A 22,772-nucleotide genomic window follows, 5' to 3' on the forward strand; every position below is an offset into this window, starting at 1 on the left:
GTCGCCCTCACGCCACGAAGGCGATCGGGTCGGACAGTGCCGTGCCCGACCCGTCACGGCGCATGTCCACCGGCGGCAACATGACTGCATGCCCCTGCTCGGTGCAGGCCATGATCGGCCACGCCCCCACGCAGGCGCGGATGAGGCAGTCCTGGCCCTTGAGGAAGCGTTGCGAGCGCACGCCGCCGGTGCCGCGTCCCTTGGTGGGGTAGCGGTCCAGCGGGGTGACCTTGGCGAATCCGTTCTCCATGCCTGCCAATCCGCCGCCATCGCCGGCAACGGTGAGCACCACCGTGCCCGATGCCGGCGACGCGTCCGCGACGTCGGCCGGGTCCTGGGCGTCGTGCCAGGCCAGCCGGTCCGCCGGGACGGCGGCGAAGGCGATCGCCTCGCAGTCCTGTGCCAGGCGGATGCCCGCCATGCCTGCCGAGGTGCGGCCCTGGGGACGCACCAGCTTGGCGTCGAAGGTCAGCAACGACGAGTCCGAGGAGACGAAGACCAGGCGGTCGCCGTCCCGAGCGGGGCCGACGGCGAGGAGCTCGTCGCCGTCCTTGAGCTCGATCACGCTCCAGGAGTCCATGGTGGTGGGCGATTCCCGGTTCCAGCGCTTGACGACGCCGTGGCGGGTGCCGAAGGCCAGTGGGGTGTCGTCGATGGACACTGCGGCGATGACGTGTTCGCCGGCAAGGGGCTGGGTGTGTTCCGTGCCCTGCACCAGTTCGTCGGCGTGCAGGCCGCCGGTGAGGTCGAGTCCCCGGTCGCCGACCTCCACGCGGGGCAATTCCACGGCCTGGGCGACTACGAACCGGCCGTGCGACGTGACCAGGCCATAGGTGCCGCGGGTGGTGGCCTCGATGAGGGAAACGACGATGCGGTCAGGCGACGCGTCCTGGGGTGCACGGTCCTTCATGGCGTCGGCGGCCTGCATGTCCATGCGCGCCACCAGTCCGGAGGCGCTGAGTGCGATCATGCAGGGCTCGTCCTCGATCTGCAGCGCCGCGGCCGTATCGCCGTCACCCTTGCGGGCCGCTGCGACGTCCGCCGCGGCGTCGGACACCTGGGCCGCATGCGCCGCGGCGGTACGCGCAAAGTCGGCCAGGGCGTCGTCGTTGCCGGTACGCACGGGCACCAACGAGCCATCCTCGCCGGTGTCGAGCAGTACGGTGCGCCTCGGTGTGCCGTACTCGGCCACCGCCTCGTCCATCTCTTGCTCCACCACACGGTCGAGGGCGGCAGGCGACGCCAGGATCGCATCCAGGTCCTCGATGGCGCGGCGCAGTTCGTCACGTTCGCGCTCAAGTTCGATACGGCTCATCCGGGTCAGTCGGCGCAGGCGCAGGTCGAGGATGTACTGCGCCTGGATGTCGTCGAGGTCGAACACCGCCATGAGCTTGGTGCGCGCGGCGTCCGCGTCGTCGGAGGAGCGGATCACCTGGATGACCTCGTCGATGTCCACCAGGGCCAGGAGCAGGCCGTCGACCAGGTGCAGCCGCTCCTGCGCCTTCCTGCGCCTGAACTCGCTGCGCCGGCGGATGACGCCGCGCCGGTGGGCGATCCACACGTCGAGCATCTCGCGCAGCCCCATCGTGTGCGGACGGCCCTCCACGAGGGCGACGTTGTTGATGGTGAAGTTCTCCTGCAGGGGCGTGTGCCTGAACAGCTGGCTGAGCACCGCCGCCGGGTCGAAGCCGGTCTTGAGCTCGATCACGATGCGGGTGCCGTTGTGGCGGTCCGTCAGGTCGATGGCATTGGAGATGCCTTCGAGCTTGTGGTTCTTCACGCTTTCCGAAATGCGCTCGAGGACGCGTTCGGGACCCACCATGTAGGGCAGTTCCGTCACCACGATCGCCTTCTTGCGGGCCGTGACGTTCTCCACATGGGTCGCGGCCCGCGTGGTCAGGGACCCGCGGCCGTGCCCGTAGGCGTCACGGATGCCGTCGCGGCCGATGATGATGCCGCCGCCCGGCCAGTCGGGGCCGGGCACGAAGCGCATGAGGTCGTCGAGGGTCGCGTCGGGATGGTGCATGACATGCTTGGCGGCGGCCACGACTTCGCCGAGGTTGTGGGTGGCCATGTTCGTGGCCATGCCCACCGCGATGCCCGAGGCGCCGTTGACCAGGAGGTTCGGGATCGCGGCGGGGAGCACCTGCGGTTCCTTGAGCTTGTTGTCGTAGTTCGGGGAGAAGTCGACGGTGTCCTCGTCGATGTCGGCGTTCATGCCCAGGGCGGCGGGCGCCAGGCGGGCCTCGGTGTAGCGGGAGGCCGCCGGGCCGTCGTCCAGCGAACCGAAGTTGCCATGGCCGTCCACCAGGGTCAGCCGCATGGCGAAGGGCTGCGCGAGGCGCACCATGGCCTCGTAGATCGCCGAGTCGCCGTGCGGGTGCAGCTTGCCCATCACCTCGCCGACCACGCGGGCCGACTTCATGTACGCATGGGTGGGCAGGAGGTTCATCTGGCCCATCTGGTAGATGATGCGCCGTTGCACGGGCTTGAGGCCGTCACGTGCATCCGGCAGTGCGCGCGCATAGATGACCGAATACGCGTATTCGAGGAATGACTTGCTCATCTCCTCGCCGAGCGGCGTCTCGACGATATGCTCCTTGACCGTGCGCGGGTCATAGGCTGGGGTCGGTGTTTTGCGGCGCGAAACCATGGGTCGATGCTCCTCCTGTGAAAAGACCATGCCATTCTACCAAGCCGGCTTACGATGCTCCGGCGGAGGGTTCTCGGCAGTCCGACGCGTCCAAAACCCGCGCTTGAATGGACGGCATGATCGAAGTGCCAGACATGTCGCAGCTCCTGGGATTCGTGCCCACCGCCCAGTACGGGGACACCCTGGATGCGGGGCGCCCCTGCGACGTCCCTGCGGACCTGCCCTGCGCGGACCGGGCGGCGCGCGGGGGAGCGCTGCACCTGTCCAGCGTGCTGCCGGCACTCGCGGATGCCATCGGCGCGCCGGTGTCCACCGCCGTGCACGCCGACGGTGCACGGCTGCGCCGGGCCCTCGGGTTCCCCCAGGCACGCAGTGCCGTGGTGGTCCTGGTGGACGGATTGGGATACTGGAACCTGGCCCTGCGCATCGGGCATGCCCCTTACCTGCGGTCCCTCCTGCGGGACAGCGTGAACCGTCGGCCGATCTGCACGACGTCACCCAGCACGACCACGGCCGCCCTGGCCGCCTTCGGCACCGGTACCTGCCCGGGACTGACCTGTATGACGGGCTATACGCAGCGCAATCCGGCCACCGACGAGCTCGCCCAGCTCATCGCCTTCCGCAATGCACCGTCACCCGAGTCCCTGCAGCGTGAGCCCACGGTCTTCGAGCTCCTGGCCGCACGGGACGTGCCGGTGACCAGCGTGGGCCTGAGCCGCTTCGCGTTCTCTCCCTTCACCCGTGCCGCCCTGCGCGGGTCGCGCTACATCTGTGCCGACACGCCCCGGGACCGGGTACGCAAGGCCGCGCATGCCTGTGCGCAGCCGGGGCTGGCCTACCTGTACCTGCGCGACGTGGACAAGACCGGCCATGCCAATGGCTGGGACGGCGAGGATTGGGTGGCCGCCGTCGAGAAGGTGGACGGCCAGCTGGCGACGCTGCGTCGACTGCTGCCTCAGGGCACGCTCATGGTCATCGTGGCCGACCATGGCATGGTGGAGTCCGACCCGTCGGCGCGGATCGACGTGGCCTCGGATCCCGCGCTCATGCAGGGCGTGCACATGCTGGCCGGCGAACCCCGCTCGATGATGGTGTATGTGGAGGAAGGCCAGGAGGTGCAGGATGTGGCCGACAGGTGGCGCGGGCGTCTGGCTGGGCGCGCATGGGTGCGCACCAGGCAAGAGGCGGTGGATGCCGGGTTCTTCGGTCCCATGGGCCGGCAGGCCTGGGACACGGTCGGTGACCTCGTGGTGGAGGCTGCAGGCGCTGTCACCCTGGTGGATTCGGCTCACCAAAGCGAGGGGGCGATGCTGCTGCCCGGCGTCCACGGTTCGCAGACCATGATGGAGATGGACATCCCCTGTCTGGTCGACATGGCGTGAGCGCCGGGGCGCCTCATTTGGAGGAGGTGCCGAACATGATCTCGTCCCAGCTGGGTACCGGGGGACGGTGTCCACGCGAGCCGTGGGGCCTTTCCGACGATGTTGCGGACGCGGGGACGTCGGTTTTTTCCGCTGCAGGCGTATCCTTCGCTTCCGGTTCCAGGTCCCTGGCCGGCTGGAGGGCCACATGGTCGATTGGCGCGTCCTGCCGCATGTCGTCTTTGTCCCCCTCCGGGGTGGCCTCGTCCGTGCCTGGGTCCGGCTGGCCGCCGCCGAGAGCGGATACGGTCATCTCGATGCGGGCCGAGCGCACGGAATTGCCCGGCAGGTCGATGGAGCGCGGCAGCACCTCGTCGTCGGCGTCGTCCTGCGTGGCCGGCGGCAGCGGGGAGGCGTCGAGCTCGCCGATGAGCTTGCGGGCCGCCTTGTTGATGCACACCACGGAATTGTCCCGCATGTTCCAGGACCATTCGGCACGTATGGGACGGCCCGCCGAAGTGAAGGAGGCGGTGATGCGCCATGGTTCCAGGCCCCGGCGCGTCGCACCCCAGGAGACTTCCTCCGAGCGGATCCGCGCGGCCGCCAGGGTGCGGTCGATGAGATCCTCGAGCGTGCGCATGTTGCTTTCCTTGGGGGCCGGGACATGCAGGAACTGTTCGATGGCGTAGGCCTTCTCGGACTGCACCGTTGCGGAGAAACGGCGTACCAGCGCGGGGGAGAGGCCATAGCGTTGCGCGACCTGGTCGGGGTCGAGGCCGGCTCGGATCAGCGACTGGATCTGGGAGATCGGAAGGGTGCGTGTCGGAGGCGTCACGTTGACTTCACGGCGTTCCGCCAGGACCTGTTTGGCTTCGAGGAGCGCATGCTCGAGCCGGTCGTCGACGGGTACGACGAAGCGCTGGTCGCCCGCCGCGAACACCAGGGCTCCCGTGTCGGTCACGGAATCGAACCGGGCTGTCGGATAATTCTCGGAAGCCATGCCAACACCTCTTTCATCCACATTGTGAGCAATTTACATTGTGCCCCACGTGTCGGATTTTTCGTTTCGGCAAAATCGTGTATCCTATGCGGGGAAAAAGCATGCAAGACATGCGGTATATGGATGGCTCCGGCCCGTGGACGAAAGGAGTGCGCGATGGCACAGGATTACGATTCGCCCCGCAACAAGGACGAGGACGAGGAGTCGCTGCAGGCGCTGGGCAAGGGATCCCAGAACGCATCCAACGATATGGACGATGACGAGAACGCCATCGCCGAGGACTACGAGCTTCCCGGTGCGGATCTGAGCAACGAGGACGCCTCCGTGACAGTCATCCCCATGCAGGGAGACGAGTTCATCTGCTCGGAATGCTTCCTGGTCAAGCACCGCAGCCAGCTGGCCTACACCACGCCCGAAGGTGCGCCGGTGTGCAAGGAGTGCGCTGCCTGATGACCTTCGACGAGGCATACAACGAGCCCGAGCAGGCGGAGGTGCTCGTCAAGTCCGTGGAAGGCGGCGCGCCCGTCCCGCTGTGCTACGCACACGCAGGCGATGCCGGTGCCGACCTGTCCACGCGCGTGCGCGTGAAGCTGTCGCCCTTCGAGCGCGCCTTGGTGCCGACCGGCGTGGCCATCGCGCTGCCCGCCGGGTACGTGGCGCTGGTCCATCCCCGTTCCGGACTCGCGGTGAAACGCGGCGTGACCGTGCTCAATGCGCCGGGCACCATCGATGCCGGCTACCGTGGCGAGATCATGGTCCCCCTGGTCAACCTCGACCCCCGAGAGACGGCCGTGTTCGAGCCGGGCGACCGCATCGCGCAGCTGGTGATCCAACGCTACGTGGAGGCACGGTTCGTGCCTGCCGAACGGCTGCCGGGTTCGGACCGCGCGGAACGTGGCTTCGGCTCCACCGGCGCGTAAGGGGACCGGTGGGACCGGTGCCTGGCCCGTGGCGCAACGCCGTGCCCGTGCCGCGGGTAGAATGTTCTGGCACGGCACCGAGGCGAAGGAGGAGACATGGGACAGGAGCATGAGGAACTGCCGCCGGCGAACATGCTTGGATGCGAGATAGGCGACAACCCCCTGGATCCCCTGGAGCCGATCCTGGCGATGTGCCGCCAGCACCACCCGGACGAGGACATGGAGATCCTCTCGCGCGCCTACCGGCGCGCCGTGCTCCAGCATTCCCCGCAACGGCGCAAGTCAGGCGAGCCGTACATCATCCACCCCCTCGCCGTGGCACAGATCCTGGCCGACCTGGGCATGGGGCCCACCGTGGTCGCAGCCGGCCTGCTGCATGACACCGTGGAGGACACCGACTACACCCTCGAGGAGTGCCGTGCCGAGTTCGGCGATACCGTCACCGGCTTGGTGGACGGCGTGACGAAGCTCTCGAAGATGGAGTACGGCGACTCCGCGCAGGCGGAGACGATCCGCAAGATGGTCGTGGCCATGAGCCGCGACGTGCGCGTGCTCGTGGTGAAGCTGGCGGACCGCGTGCACAACGCGCGCACCTGGCGCTACGTGAAGTCCACGAGTGCACAGCGCAAGGCACGCGAGACCCTCGACGTCTATGCGCCCCTGGCGAACCGCCTGGGCATGAATGCCATCAAGACGGAGCTCGAGGAACTCAGCTTCAAGGTCCTCTATCCGAAGATCTACAACGAAATCGTGATGCTGGTCGCCCACCGGGCAGGGCAGCGCGAGGTGTACCTCAAGCAGATCATCGCCGAGATCAACGACGACCTCAAGGACCTGCACATCGAGGCCGCAGTCACCGGCAGACCGAAGGACTATTTCTCGATCTACCAGAAGATGATCGTGCGCGGCCACGATTTTTCCGACATCTACGATCTGGTGGGCGTACGCATCATCGTGGACAGCATCCAGGACTGCTATGCCGTGCTCGGTGCCGTGCACGCGCGCTGGAGCCCCGTGCCGGGACGCTTCAAGGACTACATCGCCATGCCCAAGCTCAACATGTACCAGAGCCTGCACACGACGGTGGTCGGCCCGGGCGGCAAGCCGGTCGAGATCCAGATCCGTACTTGGGACATGCACCGGCGCGCCGAGTTCGGCATCGCGGCCCACTGGAAGTACAAGGCGAACGGGCAGGCGGGGCGGGCCCTGAGCACGCCCGACAAGAAGGACCGGGAGCGCGACAACCAGGAGCTCAGCGAGGCCGACAACCTCGCATGGATCCAGCAGCTGGCCGATTGGACCAGCGAGACTCCGGACTCCAATGAATTCCTCGGCACCCTCAAGGAGGACCTCGGCGCCGCGGAGGTCTACGCCTTCACCCCGAAAGGCAAGATCGTCTCGCTGCCAGCGGACGCCACGCCGGTCGACTTCGCCTACGCGGTGCACACCGAGGTGGGCCACCGCACCATGGGCGCCCGCGTCAACGGCCGCCTCGTGCCACTGGACACCAAGCTGGAGAACGGCGACACCGTCGAGGTGCTGACCAGCAAATCGGACACCGCCGGTCCCTCCCGTGACTGGCTGAGCTTCGTGAAGAGCCCCAAGGCGCGCAACAAGATCCGGCAATGGTTCACCAAGGAACGCCGTTCCGAGGCGATCGACGAGGGACGCGACGAACTGACCCGCGCCATGCGCAAGCGCAACCTGCCGGTCTCCGTCCTGCTCACCCCCGAGAGCATGGTGGGGGTCTCGGTCGACCTGGGCCTGCCGAACCCGGATGCCGTCTTCGCCGCCATAGGCGAGGGACAGGTCTCCACGCAGAACGTGATCTCCCATCTGGTCAAGGACATCGGCACGGACGAGGTCAGCGAGGAGGCCGAAGAGGAGGCCGAAGAGGAGGTCCTGCCGCTGCGCACCACCCGGCACAAGCACGGGGGAGGTCCGGGTGTCTCGGTCAAGGGCGTGACCGACATCTGGGTCAAGCTCGCCAAGTGCTGCATGCCGGTGCCCGGCGACAGCATCATCGGCTTCATCACCCGCAACGAGGGCGTCTCGGTCCACCGGGTCGACTGCGTGAACATGATCAACCTCAAGCGCAAGGAACCCGAACGCGTGGTCGAGGTGGAATGGACCAGCAACAAGGGCCTGTTCATGGTCAAGATCCAGGTGGAGGCACTGGACCGTCCGCACCTGCTCAGCGACGTGACCAGGGTGCTGTCCGACCACGGGGTGAACATCCTCTCGGGCAGCATCGCCACCGGATCGGACCGTGTGGCCACGAGCCAGTTCAGCTTCGAGATGGCCGACCCCCAGCACCTGAACACCCTGCTCAGCGCCGTGCGCAAGATCGACGGCGTCTTCGACGTCTACCGACTGACCGGCGCGAAGGACGCCGACCAGCCGCGCATGCGGCGCATGCGCGCCGGCGGCCACAAGGACTGACGCACGCCCACGGCTTCGTCAGGGGACGGGACGCGAAAGAGGGGAGGGACCCGCGCTGCACAGTGCGGGTCCCTCCCCTCAATCCATGCGCCCGGCAGGGCGCGGGCCGGTCAGCCCTTGACCTCGATGCCCTCGATGATTACCGGCTCAATCGGACGGTCGCGGCGGTCGGTCGCCACGGCGTCGATCTTGTCGACGACGGCCTTGGAGTCCTCGTCGGCGACCTCGCCGAAGATCGTGTGATGGCCGTTGAGCCACGGGGTGGCGACGGTCGTGATGAAGAACTGCGAGCCGTTGGTGCCGTGCAGCTTGCCGTCGGCGCCGCGCGCCAGGCCGGCGTTCGCCATGGCCAGCAGGTAGGGACGGTCGAAGGTCAGCGACGGGTCGATCTCGTCGTCGAAGTCGTAGCCGGGGCCACCGGTGCCGGTGCCCAGCGGGCAGCCGCCCTGGATCATGAAGTCCTTGATGACGCGGTGGAAGGTCAGGCCGTCATAGAAGCGTTCATTGGACTGCTGCCCGGTCATGGGGTCGGTCCATGTCTTCTCGCCGCTGGCCAGGCCGAGGAAGTTTCCGACGGTGTTCGGCGCCTTGTCGTCGAAGAGGTTGATGGCGATGTCGCCTTCTGAGGTATGCATGATGATATTGGTCATGGTCACCCATCATAGCCGCAGGGCGTGCCCCGTGATGTTCATAGCACGCTGAAATGCTCAAGGGCATGCAGGATGCCGTCGTCGTCCACGTCGTCGGTGACCCAGTCCGCCGCCTCCTTCGCCTCATCGGTGCCGTTGCCCATCGCCACGCCCACGGCGGCGTACCTGAGCATGTCGACGTCGTTGCCGCCGTCGCCGAAGGCCATGGACTGCCCGCGGGGGATGCCGAAGTGGGACAGCAGGGCCTCCATGCCGCGGTCCTTGCCGCCGTCGGCGGGGATGAGGTCCACGAAGTCGGGGTGCCAGCGCACCCCGCGCACATGCCCGGTCAGGGCCAGGATCTCGCGTTCCTGGTCCTGACCGACGTAGGGGCTGATCTCGTAGATGGCATGGTCCAGCCGGGTATGGGGATCGACGAAGGACAGACGCGGCGCCGTCTTGCCCAGGGAGGACCACAGGGCGCGCATCTGCGGCGTGTCCCGGTTGAAATAGGTGGCGTCGGCCTCTCCGAAGGAGGCGGCGACGCCGGGATGGGCGTCGAGCCACGCGACGATGGCCCGCACGTCCGCCGGGTCCAGGGGGCTGGAGGAGACCACCGTGTCGCCCGACCAGCAGTACTGGCCGTTGACGCCGGCGATGCCGTCGAACTCGACGGGGATGGCGTCGAGGACGACCCTCATCTGTTCGGGGGCGCGGCCGGTGCAGATGAAGATGCGCACGCCGCGCTCGCGCAGTGCGCGGAGGGCCTGCAGGGTGGAAGGCGGTACGGCGTGGGTGCGGAAACTGGTCAGGGTGCCGTCGATGTCGAAGAACACGGCACGGATCGGTGCATGGTCGCTCATGGGCACCAAGTCTAGCCGGGAGGTCCGGGGGAGCGGGACGGCATGGGATTCCGTCATGGGCGAAACCGCCGGAACGGCGCGCTGCGATGGCGTGCCATAGGCATCACCGATAACGGCCGCCGCGTGTCGCCGGAAGGGGCACACGTATGGTAGGGGACGTTGCAAGGACGCCCGGCCCGCAGGCGGGGCACGGGCCATGAGAACGAGGAGGATGCTCCGCATGGGAGAGCCGAACATCAACACCGACGAACCGGTACGCGTCAACCACAAGGCGCGCAACATCGCCATCGCCGTCATCGCGGCCCTGGTGGTGGTAGCCCTGGCCATCTGGGGCTTCACCGCGATGAACAAGGAGGACCACGCCGCCAAGGGCACCAAGGAGAACCCCGTGGTCATCGGGGTGGTCGGCGCCACCGACCCGCAGTGGGTGGAGTTCACCAAGCAGGCCGAGGCGCAGGGCGTCTACGTGCAGATCAAGGACTTCCAGGACTACACCAGCGAGAACCCGGCACTTGCCGCCGGCGACCTTGACATGAACGAGTTCCAGCACCTGCTCTACCTGGCCAACTACAACGTGAGCAACGGCCAGGACCTCCAGCCGCTCGGCGGCGTGGCGATCTACCCGCTCGGCGTCTACTCGACCTTCGAGGACGGCAAGCCCAAGTACACGGACATCTCCCAGCTGCCTGCCGGCTCCACCGTCGCCATCCCGAACGACGAGACCAACCAGGCGCGCGCCATCGGCGTGCTCAAGGCCGCCGGACTGGTTACGCTCAAGGGCGACTGGACGGCCTTCACCATCCCGCAGGACATCGACGAGACCAAGTCCAAGGTCAAGGTGGTCCCGATGAAGGCCGAGCAGATCGCGAACACCCTCAAGGGCGGCTCGAATGACCTGTCCGCCGGCGTGGTCAACAACGACTACGTGGCCGACGCCGGCCTCAAGCCCACCGACGCCATCTACCAGGACGACGCCGAGGCCGAGGAATCGCGCCCCTACATCAACATCTTCGCCGTGCGCGCCGCGGACGTGGACAACGAGACCTACCGCAAGTGCGTCGAGATCTTCCAGACCAAGGCCGTCCTGGACAAGGTCCAGGAGAACGCCGACGGCACCGCCGTCTTCGCCGACAAGTTCACCACCGCGGAACTGCAGTCCTACCTGAAGGACATCGAACAGGACATCAAGGAGAAGTGAGGCACCCGGGCTAGAATGGCCCACGGCGCGAGCGCGCGGCACGGCAGGTCCGGCCGCGCGCTCGTGTAGACGCACCAACCATGCAGCTCATGAAGTAAGGCAGTGGATCCCCATGGCACAGACCAGTGAAGCGACCGGGCCGATCATCACATTCGACCACGTGGTCAAGGAATTCCGCCAACGCGGCAAGGCACATGCGGCCCGCGCGGTGGACGACGTCACCCTCTCCATCGACGAAGGCGACGTCTTCGGCATCATCGGATATTCGGGCGCCGGCAAGTCCACGCTGGTACGTCTCATCAACGCGCTCGAACAGCCCACCAGCGGCACCGTGACCGTCATGGGACAGCAGGTGAGCTCGATGCGCGAGTCGCAGCTGCGCCCCCTGCGCCAGAAGATCGGCATGATCTTCCAGCAGTTCAACCTCTTCTCCAGCAAGACGGTCGCGCAGAACGTCGCCTACCCGCTCAAACTCGACCACTGGCGCAAGGACTACCAGGACAAGCGCGTCAAGGAACTGCTCGAGTTCGTCGGCCTGTCCGAGCATGCGGACAAGTACCCCTCGCAGCTGTCGGGCGGCCAGAAGCAGCGCGTCGGCATCGCCCGCGCACTGGCCACCAACCCCAAGGTCCTGCTCGCCGACGAGGCCACCAGCGCCCTCGACCCGGAGACCACCACCGAGGTGCTCGAACTGCTCAAGCGCGTCAACGAGCGGTTCGGCATCACCATCGTCCTCATCACGCACCAGATGAACGTCGTCCAGCAGATCGCCAACCGCGTCGCCGTCATGAGCGCCGGCAAGGTCGTCGAACAGGGACGCACCTACGACGTGTTCGCCGCCCCGCGTCAGGAAGTCACCAAGCGCTTCATAGCCACGGCCATGGACGGACTGCCCGACCAGGCGCGCATCGAGGTCATGCGCTCGCAGTGGCCCGGCCGCCTCGTCAGCGTGCTCATCCGCCAGCACGACATCACCGACGCCGCCGGGCGCGTGCTCGTGCCCGCCTCCGGACAGGACATCTCCGAGCTCATCGCGCGCCATGACGTACGCAGTTCCCTGCTCTACGGCGGCATCGACACCGTCCAGGACATCGCCATCGGCGCCATGACCTACGAGTTCACCGGCGACGCCGACCACATCGACACCTTCCTGGCGGACCTCGCCAGGCACAGCGACATCGTCGACTTCGGCACCCGCGAACACCCCGTCGACTACGACACGGCGGTCGCCCGGGCGCAGCTCGCGCCGCCGCTGGAGGAGGAGGCGACGCGCACGCGCCGCACGCTCGCCGACGACCTGGAGATGGAGGAGCAGGTCGATGACGCCGTCGAGGAAACACCCACCGCCTCCCAGCAGGAAGGAAGCACCCGATGAACGCAATCACGGCACACGGCGTCACCCTGGCCAGCCGCACCGACTGGAGCGTGCTGCGCCCCTTGCTCGGCCAGTCCATCGTGCAGACCCTGCAGATGGTGCTCATCACGATCGTCATCGGCGGCGCCCTCGGCCTCGTCCTCGGCGTGGTGCTCTACGGCACCCGGCCGGGCAACCTCTTCGAGAACCGGGTGGTCTACCGCATCCTCGACATCCTGGTGAACATCGTCCGGCCCATCCCCTTCATCATCTTCCTGGCGGCCATGCAGCCGCTGACCATCAAGGTGGTGGGCACCTCCATCGGCACCTCGGCCGCGATCTTCCCGATGGTCGTGATGTGCACCTTCGCCACGTCCAGGCTCGTGGAGCAGAACCTCGTGCCCGTGGACCACGGCATGATCGAGGCGGCCCGCTCCATGGGCGCCTCCACCTTCACCATCATCCGCACCGTGCTCATCCCCGAGGCGCTCGCCCCGCTCATCCTCGCCTATGCCTTCCTGTTCATCGGCGTGCTCGACATGTCCGCGATGGCCGGCTACATCGGCGGCGGCGGCCTGGGCAACTTCGCGATCGCCTACGGCTACCAGAAGTTCGACCAAGCCGTCACCTGGACCGCGGTCATCATCATGATCGTGCTCGTGCAGGTCGTGCAGGCCATCGCCAACGCCATCGCCAAGCGTCTGCTGCGCCGGTAGCCTCCCGCAGCCGCATCCCCGGGCCGTCCTGCGCCGATGCGGGACGGCCTTCCCGTACCCACCAAGGAAAGGCATCCGCCATGGCCATCACGCTGGAACTCACCGACGAACTGCGCACCATCCGACGCCACTTGCACGCCCATCCCGAACGCTCCTTCGAGGAGCGCGAGACCACCGCGTACCTCGAACGGGTCCTGCGCGCGCACGGCATCGAGCCGTTGCCCAACCCCATGGCCACCGGTGTCGTCGCCCAGGTCGACGGGAACTCAGCGGGACCGCTCATCGGGATGCGCGCCGACATCGACGGCCTGCCCATCCAGGAAGACACCGGCCTGGACTTCGCCTCCCGCAACGACGGCGTCATGCACGGCTGCGGCCACGACCTGCACATGGCGTCGTTGCTGGGCGCCGCCTTCTGGCTGGCCGGCCACCGCGACCGCTTCGCCGGCAGCGTGAGGCTGGTGTTCCAGCCGGCCGAGGAACTGGGACGCGGCGCACGCGCGGTGATCGACGCGGGGCTCGTCGACGGCGTAGAGGCCATGGTCGGCACCCACAACAACCCCAACTACGCGCCCGGCACGCTGGCTGTGGGGGCCGAGCCGATGATGGCGGGCTGCGTACGGTTCTCCGTGACCCTCGACGCCCAGGGCACGCATGCAGGCTACCCGGACAAGGGGACCGGCCCGCTCGAGGCCATGGCCTCCATGATCCTGTCGTTGCAGACCATCGTGAGCCGCAACGCATCGCCCTTCCGTCCGCTGGTCATCTCCGTGACCGAGGTGCACGGCGGTGACGTGTGGAACGTGGTGCCGGCACATGCCGGCTTCCAAGGCACTGTGCGCTACTTTCACCGTGAGGATGGGGACATGGCGGCGCACCGGTTCCGCCAGGTCGTGCAGGAGACGGCGCACGCCTATGGCATCGAGGCCCACGTGGACTGGGACGACTTCGAGCCGCCGCTTGCCAGCGACCCGCGCCTCGCGGCCGCCGTGGCCGGGGACGTGCCCGGCTATGCGCGACTGGAACCCATCCGCCCGTCGATGGCCGGGGAGGACTTCGCCGAATATGCCGAGGTGGCCCCGCTCGTCTTCGCCTTCGTGGGTTCGAACGGCCAGCCGGGATGCGCCGACTGGCACAGCCCGCGCTTCGTGGGACTCGACGTGTCCGTGGCCACCGGCGCCGCCTTCTACGCGAACAGCGCTCTGCGCGTACTGGAGTGCCTGCGCTAGTACACTGGGTCCCCATGAGCACACTACGTTTCGCACTCGCGCAGATCGACACCTGTGTCGGCGGCCTCGACGCCAACGCCGCCAAGGTCGAGCAAGTCACCCGCACCGCCGTGGACGGGGGAGCCTCGGTCGTCGTCTTCCCCGAGATGACGTTGACCGGCTACCCGATCGAGGACCTCGCCCTGAGGGCCACCTTCCGAAAGGCCGCCTGGGACAAGGCCAACGCGATGGCCGCCACCTTGGCCGCCGACGGCTACGGTGACGCCTACGTCGTGGTGGGCACCATCGGCACCGACCGCGCCAACGGCAAGCCGCGCAACCGCCTGGTGGTCCTGCACGACGGCCTGGTGTGGGCCGGCTACGACAAGCATTTCCTGCCCAATTACGGCGTCTTCGACGAATTCCGCATCTTCTCCGCCGGGGAACGCTCGGTCGCCCTGGACATCGAGGGCGTGAAGGTGGGACTGGCCATCTGCGAGGACATCTGGCAGGACGGCGGCCCGGTCGCCGAACTGGCCGGCAAGGGCATCGACGTGCTGCTGACCATCAACGGCTCCCCCTACGAGGAGGGCAAGACCGACACCCGCCTGGCGCTCGGCGCCCGACGCGCCGCCGAGGTGGACGCCCCCATGATCTACGTCAACCAGGTGGGCGGCCAGGACGACCTCGTCTTCGACGGCGGCAGCTTCGTGGTCGACCGTGACGGCACCCTGCTCCTGCGTGCCCCCATGTTCATGGAGCACCTGATGATGTTCGACCTCGACACCGAGGCGGACCGCCAGCAGGTGGGCGAGGTCGCGGCCCCCATGGACCCGGACGAGGAGGTCTACACCGCATGCGTGCTCGGCCTCAAGGACTACATGGCCAAGAACGGCTTCCGGGGGGTCTGCCTGGGCCTGTCCGGCGGCATCGACTCTGCGCTGGTGGCCGCCATGGCCGCGGACGCGGTGGGCGGCGCCAACGTCCAGGGCATCTCCATGCCGAGCATGTACTCCTCCGACGGATCCAGGGACGACGCGGTCGACCTGGCGCGCAACCTGGGAGCCCACTACGACATCCAGCCCATCGAGACGCTCTTCAAGGCCTTCGAGGGCCAGCTCGGCGTGGAGGGCGTGGCGGCGGAGAACCTGCAGGCACGCATCCGCGGCGTCATCGTGATGGCGTACTCGAACGCCAAGGGACTGCTCGCCCTGGCGACCGGCAACAAGTCCGAGCTGGCCTGCGGCTACTCGACCATCTACGGTGACGCGGTCGGCGGCTACGCGCCCATCAAGGACGTCTTCAAGACCAAGGTGTGGCAGCTGGCACGCTGGCGCAACCGCGCCGCCCATGGGGGCATGGGCATCGGCGGCCTGCACGTGGTCGGCAACGAGGCGGGACATCCCGGCACTCCCGCACCCGACGGCATCCTCATCCCGGTCAGCTCCATCGAGAAGGCCCCCAGCGCGGAACTGCGCCCCGGCCAGAAGGACTCCGACTCCCTGCCCGAATACGCGATCCTGGACCAGGTGCTCGAGGCGTACATCGAACGGGCCCACGGCCGTGCCGACCTCCTGGCCGACGGCTTCGACGAGAACACCGTGTCCACCGTGATGCGCCTGGTGGACCGTGCCGAATGGAAGCGCCGTCAGTACCCGCTGGGACCCAAGGTCAGCGCACTCGCCTTCGGACGCGACCGCCGCCTGCCCGTGACGGACGCCTTCCGCGAATAGCGGTCCGGCGGTGCCGGACGCGCACTAAGCTCATAAGCCAGCCGACCGAAGACGAGAGGAGTGGATGGCATGGCAGATCCGCAGGAATGGTATTACAACACGGCCACTGGCGAGGTGGAGCAGGGCCCGAAGTCGCCCATGCAGAACCGCCTGGGCCCGTACCCGACCCGGCAGGCAGCCGAGGACGCCCTGAAGACGGCCGAGACCCGCAACAAGCAATGGGAGGACCAGGAACGCCAGTGGAACACGTGGGGTTCCGAGGACCGTTGACGGACGGCCGGGAACCGGGAGACGGCGGTGTGACACAGGTCACACCGCCGCCTCCCGTTTTGTGACCAAGCTCACGTGTTTCCTGCTGTGTTTCACGGGGCCGGTCGGCTAGGATGGGCACTGTCAAGACACAAGGAAGCGTCGAACACATACGATCGCTCATTTCCTAACCCAAGGAGTTGCACATGGCAGCATTGGATGCGACCGCCCTTTCCCCCGAGGAGATCAAGGAGGAGGCCTGGGCAGGTTTCGTGCCCGGCAATTGGCAGAAGGACATTGACGTCCGCGACTTCATCCAGAAGAACTACACCCCGTACGAGGGTGACGAATCCTTCCTCGCGGATGCGACCGACAAGACCAAGCACCTGTGGAAGTACCTCGACGACAACTACCTGGCCGTGGAGCGCAAGCAGCGCGTCTACGACGTGGACACCGACACGCCCGCGGACATCGACGCCTTCCCGGCCGGCTACATCGATTCACCCGAGGTGGACGACGTGATCGTCGGCCTGCAGACCGACGTGCCGACCAAGCGCGCCATGATGCCCAACGGCGGCTGGCGCATGGTCGAGCAGGCCATCAAGGAGGCCGGCAAGGAGCCGAACCCGCGCATCAAGGAGATCTTCACCAAGTACCGCAAGACACACAACGACGGTGTCTTCGGCGTGTACACGAAGAACATCAAGCTGGCTCGCCACAACAAGATCCTCACCGGCCTTCCGGACGCCTACGGCCGTGGTCGCATCATCGGCGACTACCGCCGCGTGGCCCTGTACGGCGTGGATGCGCTGATCAAGTTCAAGCAGCGCGACAAGGACGCCGTCCCGTACCGCAACGACTTCTCCGAGACCGAGATCGAGCACTGGATCCGCTACCGCGAGGAGCACGACGAGCAGATCAAGGCGCTCAAGAAGCTCATCAACCTGGGCAAGGAGTACGGCCTCGACCTGGCGCGCCCGGCCATGAACGCGAAGGAAGCCGTGCAGTGGACCTACATGGGCTACCTCGCCTCCATCAAGAGCCAGGACGGCGCCGCCATGAGCTTCGGCCGCGTCTCCACCTTCTTCGACTGCTATTTCGAGCGTGACTTCGAGCGCGGCATCCTCACCGAGCAGGATGCCCAGGAAATCATCGACAACCTGGTCATGAAGCTGCGCATCGTGCGCTTCCTGCGCACCCAGGACTACGACGCGATCTTCTCCGGCGACCCGTACTGGGCGACCTGGTCGGACGGCGGCTTCGGCGACGACGGTCGCACCATGGTCACCAAGACCTCCTTCCGCCTGCTCAACACCCTGACCCTGGAGCACCTGGGACCCGGCCCCGAGCCGAACATCACCATCTTCTGGGACCCGAAGCTGCCCGAGGGCTACAAGGAGTTCTGCGCCAAAATCTCCATCGACACCTCGGCCATCCAGTACGAGTCCGACAAGGAGATCCGTTCCCACTGGGGTGACGACGCCGCCATCGCATGCTGCGTGTCCCCGATGCGCGTGGGCAAGCAGATGCAGTTCTTCGCGGCCCGCGTGAACTCCGCCAAGGCCCTGCTGTACGCCATCAACGGCGGACGCGACGAGATGACCGGCATGCAGGTCATCGACAAGGGCGTGATCGACCCGATCCAGCCCGAGGCCGACGGCACCCTGGACTTCGAGAAGGTCAAGGCGAACTACGAGAAGGCTCTGGAATGGCTGAGCGAGACCTACGTCGAGGCGCTCAACATCATCCACTACATGCATGATAAGTACGCCTACGAGTCCATCGAGATGGCGCTGCACGACCGCGAGGTCTACCGCACCCTCGGCTGCGGCATGTCCGGCCTGTCCATCGCCGCCGACTCCCTGTCCGCCTGCAAGTACGCCAAGGTCTACCCGGTGTACAACAAGGACGCCAAGGACATGGAGGGCCATGAGTACGAGTACGTCGAGGGCGCCGACGACGACCTGATCGTCGGCTACCGCACCGAGGGCGAGTTCCCGCTCTACGGCAACGACGACGACCGTGCCGACGACCTCGCCAAGTGGGTCGTCTCCACCGTCATGGGCCAGGTCAAGCGCCTGCCCGTGTACCGTGGCGCCGTGCCGACCCAGTCCATCCTGACGATCACCTCCAACGTGGAGTACGGCAAGAACACCGGTTCCTTCCCGTCCGGCCACGCCAAGGGCACCCCGTACGCCCCGGGCGCCAACCCGGAGAATGGCATGGACTCCCACGGCATGCTGCCCTCCATGTTCTCGGTCGGCAAGATCGACTACAACGACGCGCTGGACGGCATCTCGTTGACCAACACGATCACCCCCGACGGCCTCGGCCGCGACGAGGACGAGCGCATCGCCAACCTGGTCGGCATCCTGGACGCCGGCAACGGCCATGGCCTGTACCACGCCAACATCAACGTGCTGCGCAAGGAGCAGCTCGAGGATGCCGTCGAGCACCCGGAGAAGTACCCGCACCTGACCGTGCGCGTCTCCGGCTACGCGGTGAACTTCGTCAAGCTCACCAAGGAGCAGCAGCTGGACGTCATCTCCCGCACCTTCCACCAGGGTGCCGTGGAGGACTGAGCTCCCCACCTGACCCACGCCGGGTGACGGCGTAGGCATGTTCGCGAAGGGCGGTGGCACCAGCCACCGCCCTTTCGTCTATGGTGAACCCTGCAACCACACGAGGAGGACAGCATGGAAGAGGCCGCCGAGTTCCGTGCCACGCGCCGGCACATGCTCAAGGAATCGAAGACGTATGCCAGCCAGACGCTCATGGGCGGTCTGTCCGGCTTCGAATCACCGATCGGACTGGACCGCCGCGACCGCATCCGTGCATTGCGCACCGGCGACATAGGCTTCGTGCACTCATGGGACATCAACACGTCGGTGGACGGCCCCGGCACCCGCATGACCGTCTTCATGAGCGGCTGCCCCCTGCGCTGCCAGTACTGCCAGAACCCCGACACCTGGAAGATGCGCGACGGCAAGCCCGTGTACCTGGAGGCGATGATCAAGAAGGTCGAACGCTACGCCGACCTGTTCAAGGCCACCAAGGGCGGCATCACCTTCTCGGGCGGCGAGTCCATGATGCAGCCGGCCTTCGTCTCGCGCGTCTTCCGAGCGGCCAAGGAGATGGGCGTGCACACCTGCCTGGACACCTCCGGCTTCCTCAACCGCAACTACACCGACGAGATGATCGACGACATCGACCTGTGCCTGCTCGACGTCAAGTCCGGGGACCCGGAGACCTACGAGAAGGTCACCGGCGGCATCCTGCAGCCCACGATCGACTTCGGGCGCCGCCTGGCCGCCAAGGGCAAGAAGATCTGGGTGCGCTTCGTCCTGGTGCCGGGCCTGACCGACTCCGAGGAGAACGTGGACAAGGTCGCCCGCATCTGCCAAGAGTTCGGCGACAGCGTAGAGCACATCGACGTGCTGCCCTTCCACCAGCTCGGACGCCCCAAGTGGCACGAGCTGCGACTGCCGTACCCGCTGGAGGACCAGAAGGGGCCCTCCAAGGCATGCAAGGATCGCGTGCGCGAGCAGTTCGAGTCCTACGGCTTCACCGTCTACTAGGCTCCCGGCCAGTCGAGGCGGCAGGCTGTCGAGTCATCGCTGCAATATGGCGCATGTACCACACGCCAAGGGCGTGCCACCGATCCCAGGAGCCAAGCATTGAGTGCCAAACCCGTACTGCAACGTGAGCCGCGGGAAGGAGTCCCCGACGTCATCGATACGCTCGAGGCGTACGAACGTTATTGCGAGCGGCTTGCACGGTCCGACGGCCCCGTGGCCGTCGACGCCGAACGCGCATCCGGGTACCGGTACGGCCATGACGACTGGCTCATCCAATTCAAGCGGGAAGGTGCCGGGATCGGCCTGATCGACCCCCACGCACTGGGGGAGCAGGGCGTGGACTGGAACCTGCTCAACGAGGCCCTGCACGGTGCCACGTGGATCCTGCACGACGCCACGCAGGACCTTCCCGGCTTTGCGCAACTGGGATTCGAGCCCTCGGCGCTGTTCGACACCGAAATCGCGGCACGGCTTCTGGGACTGCACCGTTTCGGCCTGGCCTACGTAACCGAGCACTACCTCGGCATCACCCTCGCCAAGGAGCATTCGGCAGCCGACTGGTCCTACCGGCCGCTGCCGCGCGACTGGCGCAACTACGCGGCGCTCGACGTCGAGCTGCTCATCGAGCTCATGGACGTCATGGCCCGCGACCTCAAGGCGCACGGCAAGTGGCAATGGGCACAGGAGGAGTTCGCCCACGAACTGCGCACCGGACTCAGGCCCCGGCCTCCGCACCCGGTGCCGTGGCTGCGCATCTCCCACATCACCGACATCCAGTCGGACCGCCGCGCGCTTGCCGTGGCGAAGTCGCTCTGGGAGGTCCGCGACCGGCTGGCCCGCAGCTACGACATCGCCCCGAGCCTCTTGCTGTCGGACTCGGCGATCATCGAGGCAGCCAGGCGCAAGCCCCACAACGCCCGCCAGTTCCGTTCCATCCGATGCCTCAACGAACGCGTGCGCATGCATCTGGGCAACGAGCAGGACAAGATGTTCGAGCGGTATGCACCCATCCAGCGCAAGGTCAAGCCCTCCGTGTGGAAGCGGACCATCGAGGAGGCCCTGGCCATCCCCGCCTCCCAGCTGCCGCATATGCCCGACGGGCAGTCCGATGCCGCACGGACCAATGCGCCCAAGTCCATGAAAGTGTGGCAGCGTCACCATCCCGACCGCTTCCGTCGGCTGCAGGCGGCACGCGCCCTGGTCAACCAGGTGTCCGAGGACACGCATACGCCGCCGGACGTGCTCATCAAGCCGCAGATCATCCGCAACCTGTGCTGGACCGACGAGCCGGGGGAACGGGACGTGGCCTCGTTCCTCAGGCAACAGGGCGCGCGAGACTGGCAGATCGGCCTGCTGGCCGAGTCGCTGACCCGCGTTATCATGGTACGGTTGCCGTGAGGCAGAATTTGTTAGATATTGCAGACCAACGTGTCAGGAGCGCAACCGTGAAGATCAGCGTCAGGAATCTCGAGCCCACCAAGGCCAAGCTGACTGTTACCATCGACAAGGAAGAATTCGATCCGTACCTGGATGATGCCCGCAAGGAGATCGCCGAGCAGATCACCGTTCCCGGCTTCCGCAAGGGCCATGTGCCCGGCAAGCTCGTCGATCAGCGCGTCGGCTTCCAGGCGGTGGCCGGCGAGGCCGTGAACAAGGCGCTGCCGGACTTCTACACCCAGGCCCTGCAGACCAAGGACATCCACCCGATGGCCCAGCCGGACGTCGAGGTCGTCGAGATGCCGGAGAGCGCCTCCGACGACACCAAGCTCAAGTTCACCGCGACCGTGGAGCGCCGTCCCGACTTCGAGCTGCCGGACATCGAGGGCATGACCATCGAGGTCGAGAAGGCCGAGGTCTCCGACGATGACATCGACCAGCGCCTCGAGGCACTGCGCCAGCGCTTCGGCACCCTGGTGAGCGTGGATCGCCCGGCCGCCAAGGGCGACTACGTCAACATCGACCTGGACGCCCAGATCGACGGCGAGTCCGTCGACTCCCAGGAGGGCATCAGCTACGAGATCGGCGCGGGCAACATGCTCGACGGCCTCGACGAGGCCCTCGACGGCCTGTCCGCCGGTGAGGAGACCTCCTTCGAGTCCAAGCTCGAAGGAGGCGAGCACGAGGGCGAGAACGCCCTGGTCAAGGTCAAGGTCAACTCCGTGAAGGCCGAAGAGCTGCCGGAGCTCGACGACGAGTTCGCCCAGGAAGCCTCCGAGTTCGACACCCTCGACGAGCTCAAGGCCGAAATCCGCAAGAACGCCGAGGCGGATACGCTCGGCATGCAGGCCACCAAGGCCCGCGACGCCTTCATCGCACGTCTCGAGGACGGCTTGGAACTGCCCGTCCCGAAGGGCGTCAAGGCCGACATGATCAAGCAGCAGCTGCAGTCCAAGGGCCTGACCGAGGACGATGCTACCGCCGAGCAGAAGAAGGAAGCCGAGGACGAGGTCGTCAAGCAGCTCCAGGACCAGATGGTCCTCGAGGCCCTCGCCGAGAAGATGGACGTGCAGGTCGCCCAGAGCGACGTGTTCAACTTCCTCGCCTCCATCGCCCAGCAGTACGGCATGGACCCGAACCAGTTCATCTCCGCCATCATCCAGAACGGCCAGATCGGCTCCGCAGTCGAGGAAGTCGCCCGCTCCAAGGGCCTGTTGGCCGGCATGCGTGAGGTGACCTTCACCGTCGACGGCGAGCCGATCGACCTGAGCGAGTTCCTCGGCTCCGACGAGAACGACGCCGAGCAGGGCGCCGCCGAAGCCGCCGTGGAAGCCGACGAGTCCGTGGCTGCCGCTGCTGCCGCCGCCGCCGTGGCCGACACCCTCAGTGCCGACGAGTGAGCCTAGCCACCTGTCAGTGACATCGTGCAAC

The 22,772-nt window shown here is 66.8% G+C and carries 18 protein-coding genes; 14 read left to right on the forward strand and 4 right to left on the reverse strand.

Going from position 1 to position 22,772, the window contains the following annotated elements; all coding sequences use genetic code 11:
* Window positions 1-7 precede the first annotated feature (7 nt).
* Window positions 8-2,653, reverse strand: coding sequence for a DNA gyrase/topoisomerase IV subunit A (locus tag BCUN_RS00760; protein ID WP_033515792.1), 2,646 nt, complete (start codon window positions 2,651-2,653; stop codon window positions 8-10).
* Between the two features lie 116 nt (window positions 2,654-2,769).
* Between BCUN_RS00760 and BCUN_RS00765 the strand changes: the two genes are divergently transcribed.
* On the forward strand, window positions 2,770-4,035 hold the full coding sequence (locus BCUN_RS00765) for an alkaline phosphatase family protein (protein WP_420796456.1): 1,266 nt from the start codon (window positions 2,770-2,772) through the stop codon (window positions 4,033-4,035).
* Window positions 4,036-4,048: 13 nt separating this feature from the next.
* Here the strand turns inward: BCUN_RS00765 and sepH are convergent, their stop codons facing one another.
* Entirely contained in the window at window positions 4,049-5,014 is a 966-nt protein-coding gene (sepH, locus tag BCUN_RS00770; protein ID WP_033515789.1) for a septation protein SepH, read from the reverse strand.
* Window positions 5,015-5,170: 156 nt separating this feature from the next.
* Between sepH and BCUN_RS00775 the strand changes: the two genes are divergently transcribed.
* The 3 genes from BCUN_RS00775 (at window position 5,171) to BCUN_RS00785 (ending at window position 8,376) form a co-directional block, all read left to right on the forward strand.
* Window positions 5,171-5,464 (forward strand): DUF4193 domain-containing protein, encoded by a 294-nt coding sequence (locus tag BCUN_RS00775; RefSeq protein ID WP_033515787.1) that lies wholly within the window; start codon window positions 5,171-5,173, stop codon window positions 5,462-5,464.
* Complete coding sequence (gene dut / locus BCUN_RS00780) at window positions 5,464-5,934, forward strand: dUTP diphosphatase (protein WP_033515785.1); 471 nt, start codon at window positions 5,464-5,466, stop codon at window positions 5,932-5,934. Before BCUN_RS00775 ends, dut begins: the two co-directional genes overlap by 1 nt.
* 96 nt (window positions 5,935-6,030) lie before the next feature.
* Window positions 6,031-8,376 (forward strand): RelA/SpoT family protein, encoded by a 2,346-nt coding sequence (locus BCUN_RS00785; RefSeq protein WP_033515782.1) that lies wholly within the window; start codon window positions 6,031-6,033, stop codon window positions 8,374-8,376.
* Between the two features lie 110 nt (window positions 8,377-8,486).
* Here the strand turns inward: BCUN_RS00785 and BCUN_RS00790 are convergent, their stop codons facing one another.
* Window positions 8,487-9,026 carry a peptidylprolyl isomerase gene (locus BCUN_RS00790; protein WP_033515780.1) on the reverse strand — a complete coding sequence of 180 codons (540 nt, stop codon included), beginning with the start codon at window positions 9,024-9,026 and terminating at the stop codon, window positions 8,487-8,489.
* A gap of 38 nt (window positions 9,027-9,064) precedes the next feature.
* Window positions 9,065-9,868, reverse strand: a complete 804-nt coding sequence (locus BCUN_RS00795; RefSeq protein WP_033515778.1) for a Cof-type HAD-IIB family hydrolase — start codon at window positions 9,866-9,868, stop codon at window positions 9,065-9,067.
* A 220-nt stretch (window positions 9,869-10,088) separates the two neighbouring features.
* Here BCUN_RS00795 and BCUN_RS00800 point away from each other — a divergent pair, with 220 nt between their 5' ends.
* From BCUN_RS00800 to tig, 10 genes are all read left to right on the forward strand, one after another.
* Window positions 10,089-11,066 carry a MetQ/NlpA family ABC transporter substrate-binding protein gene (locus tag BCUN_RS00800; RefSeq protein ID WP_238552272.1) on the forward strand — a complete coding sequence of 326 codons (978 nt, stop codon included), beginning with the start codon at window positions 10,089-10,091 and terminating at the stop codon, window positions 11,064-11,066.
* Window positions 11,067-11,178: 112 nt separating this feature from the next.
* Window positions 11,179-12,441, forward strand: coding sequence for a methionine ABC transporter ATP-binding protein (locus BCUN_RS00805; RefSeq protein ID WP_051920402.1), 1,263 nt, complete (start codon window positions 11,179-11,181; stop codon window positions 12,439-12,441).
* On the forward strand, window positions 12,438-13,136 hold the full coding sequence (locus BCUN_RS00810; RefSeq protein WP_033515774.1) for a methionine ABC transporter permease: 699 nt from the start codon (window positions 12,438-12,440) through the stop codon (window positions 13,134-13,136). Before BCUN_RS00805 ends, BCUN_RS00810 begins: the two co-directional genes overlap by 4 nt.
* 80 nt (window positions 13,137-13,216) lie before the next feature.
* Window positions 13,217-14,365, forward strand: a complete 1,149-nt coding sequence (locus tag BCUN_RS00815; RefSeq protein ID WP_033515772.1) for a M20 metallopeptidase family protein — start codon at window positions 13,217-13,219, stop codon at window positions 14,363-14,365.
* A gap of 14 nt (window positions 14,366-14,379) precedes the next feature.
* Window positions 14,380-16,077, forward strand: coding sequence for an NAD+ synthase (locus tag BCUN_RS00820; protein WP_033515771.1), 1,698 nt, complete (start codon window positions 14,380-14,382; stop codon window positions 16,075-16,077).
* Window positions 16,078-16,146: 69 nt separating this feature from the next.
* Window positions 16,147-16,347: a hypothetical protein gene (locus tag BCUN_RS00825; protein WP_033515769.1), complete on the forward strand. Its 201-nt coding sequence runs from the start codon at window positions 16,147-16,149 to the stop codon at window positions 16,345-16,347.
* A gap of 185 nt (window positions 16,348-16,532) precedes the next feature.
* Window positions 16,533-18,908, forward strand: a complete 2,376-nt coding sequence (gene pflB, locus BCUN_RS00830) for a formate C-acetyltransferase (RefSeq protein WP_033515767.1) — start codon at window positions 16,533-16,535, stop codon at window positions 18,906-18,908.
* A gap of 114 nt (window positions 18,909-19,022) precedes the next feature.
* Window positions 19,023-19,904 (forward strand): pyruvate formate-lyase-activating protein, encoded by an 882-nt coding sequence (gene pflA, locus BCUN_RS00835; protein WP_033515765.1) that lies wholly within the window; start codon window positions 19,023-19,025, stop codon window positions 19,902-19,904.
* Window positions 19,905-20,003: 99 nt separating this feature from the next.
* The gene (locus BCUN_RS00840; protein ID WP_033515763.1) at window positions 20,004-21,302 is read left to right on the forward strand and encodes an HRDC domain-containing protein; all 1,299 of its coding nucleotides are present in this window, start codon (window positions 20,004-20,006) and stop codon (window positions 21,300-21,302) included.
* A 47-nt stretch (window positions 21,303-21,349) separates the two neighbouring features.
* Window positions 21,350-22,741, forward strand: coding sequence for a trigger factor (tig, locus tag BCUN_RS00845; protein ID WP_033515761.1), 1,392 nt, complete (start codon window positions 21,350-21,352; stop codon window positions 22,739-22,741).
* The last annotated feature ends 31 nt before the right edge of the window (window positions 22,742-22,772 follow it).

Source organism: Bifidobacterium cuniculi (assembly GCF_000741575.1).
GTDB classification, from domain to species: Bacteria; Actinomycetota; Actinomycetes; order Actinomycetales; family Bifidobacteriaceae; genus Bifidobacterium; species Bifidobacterium cuniculi.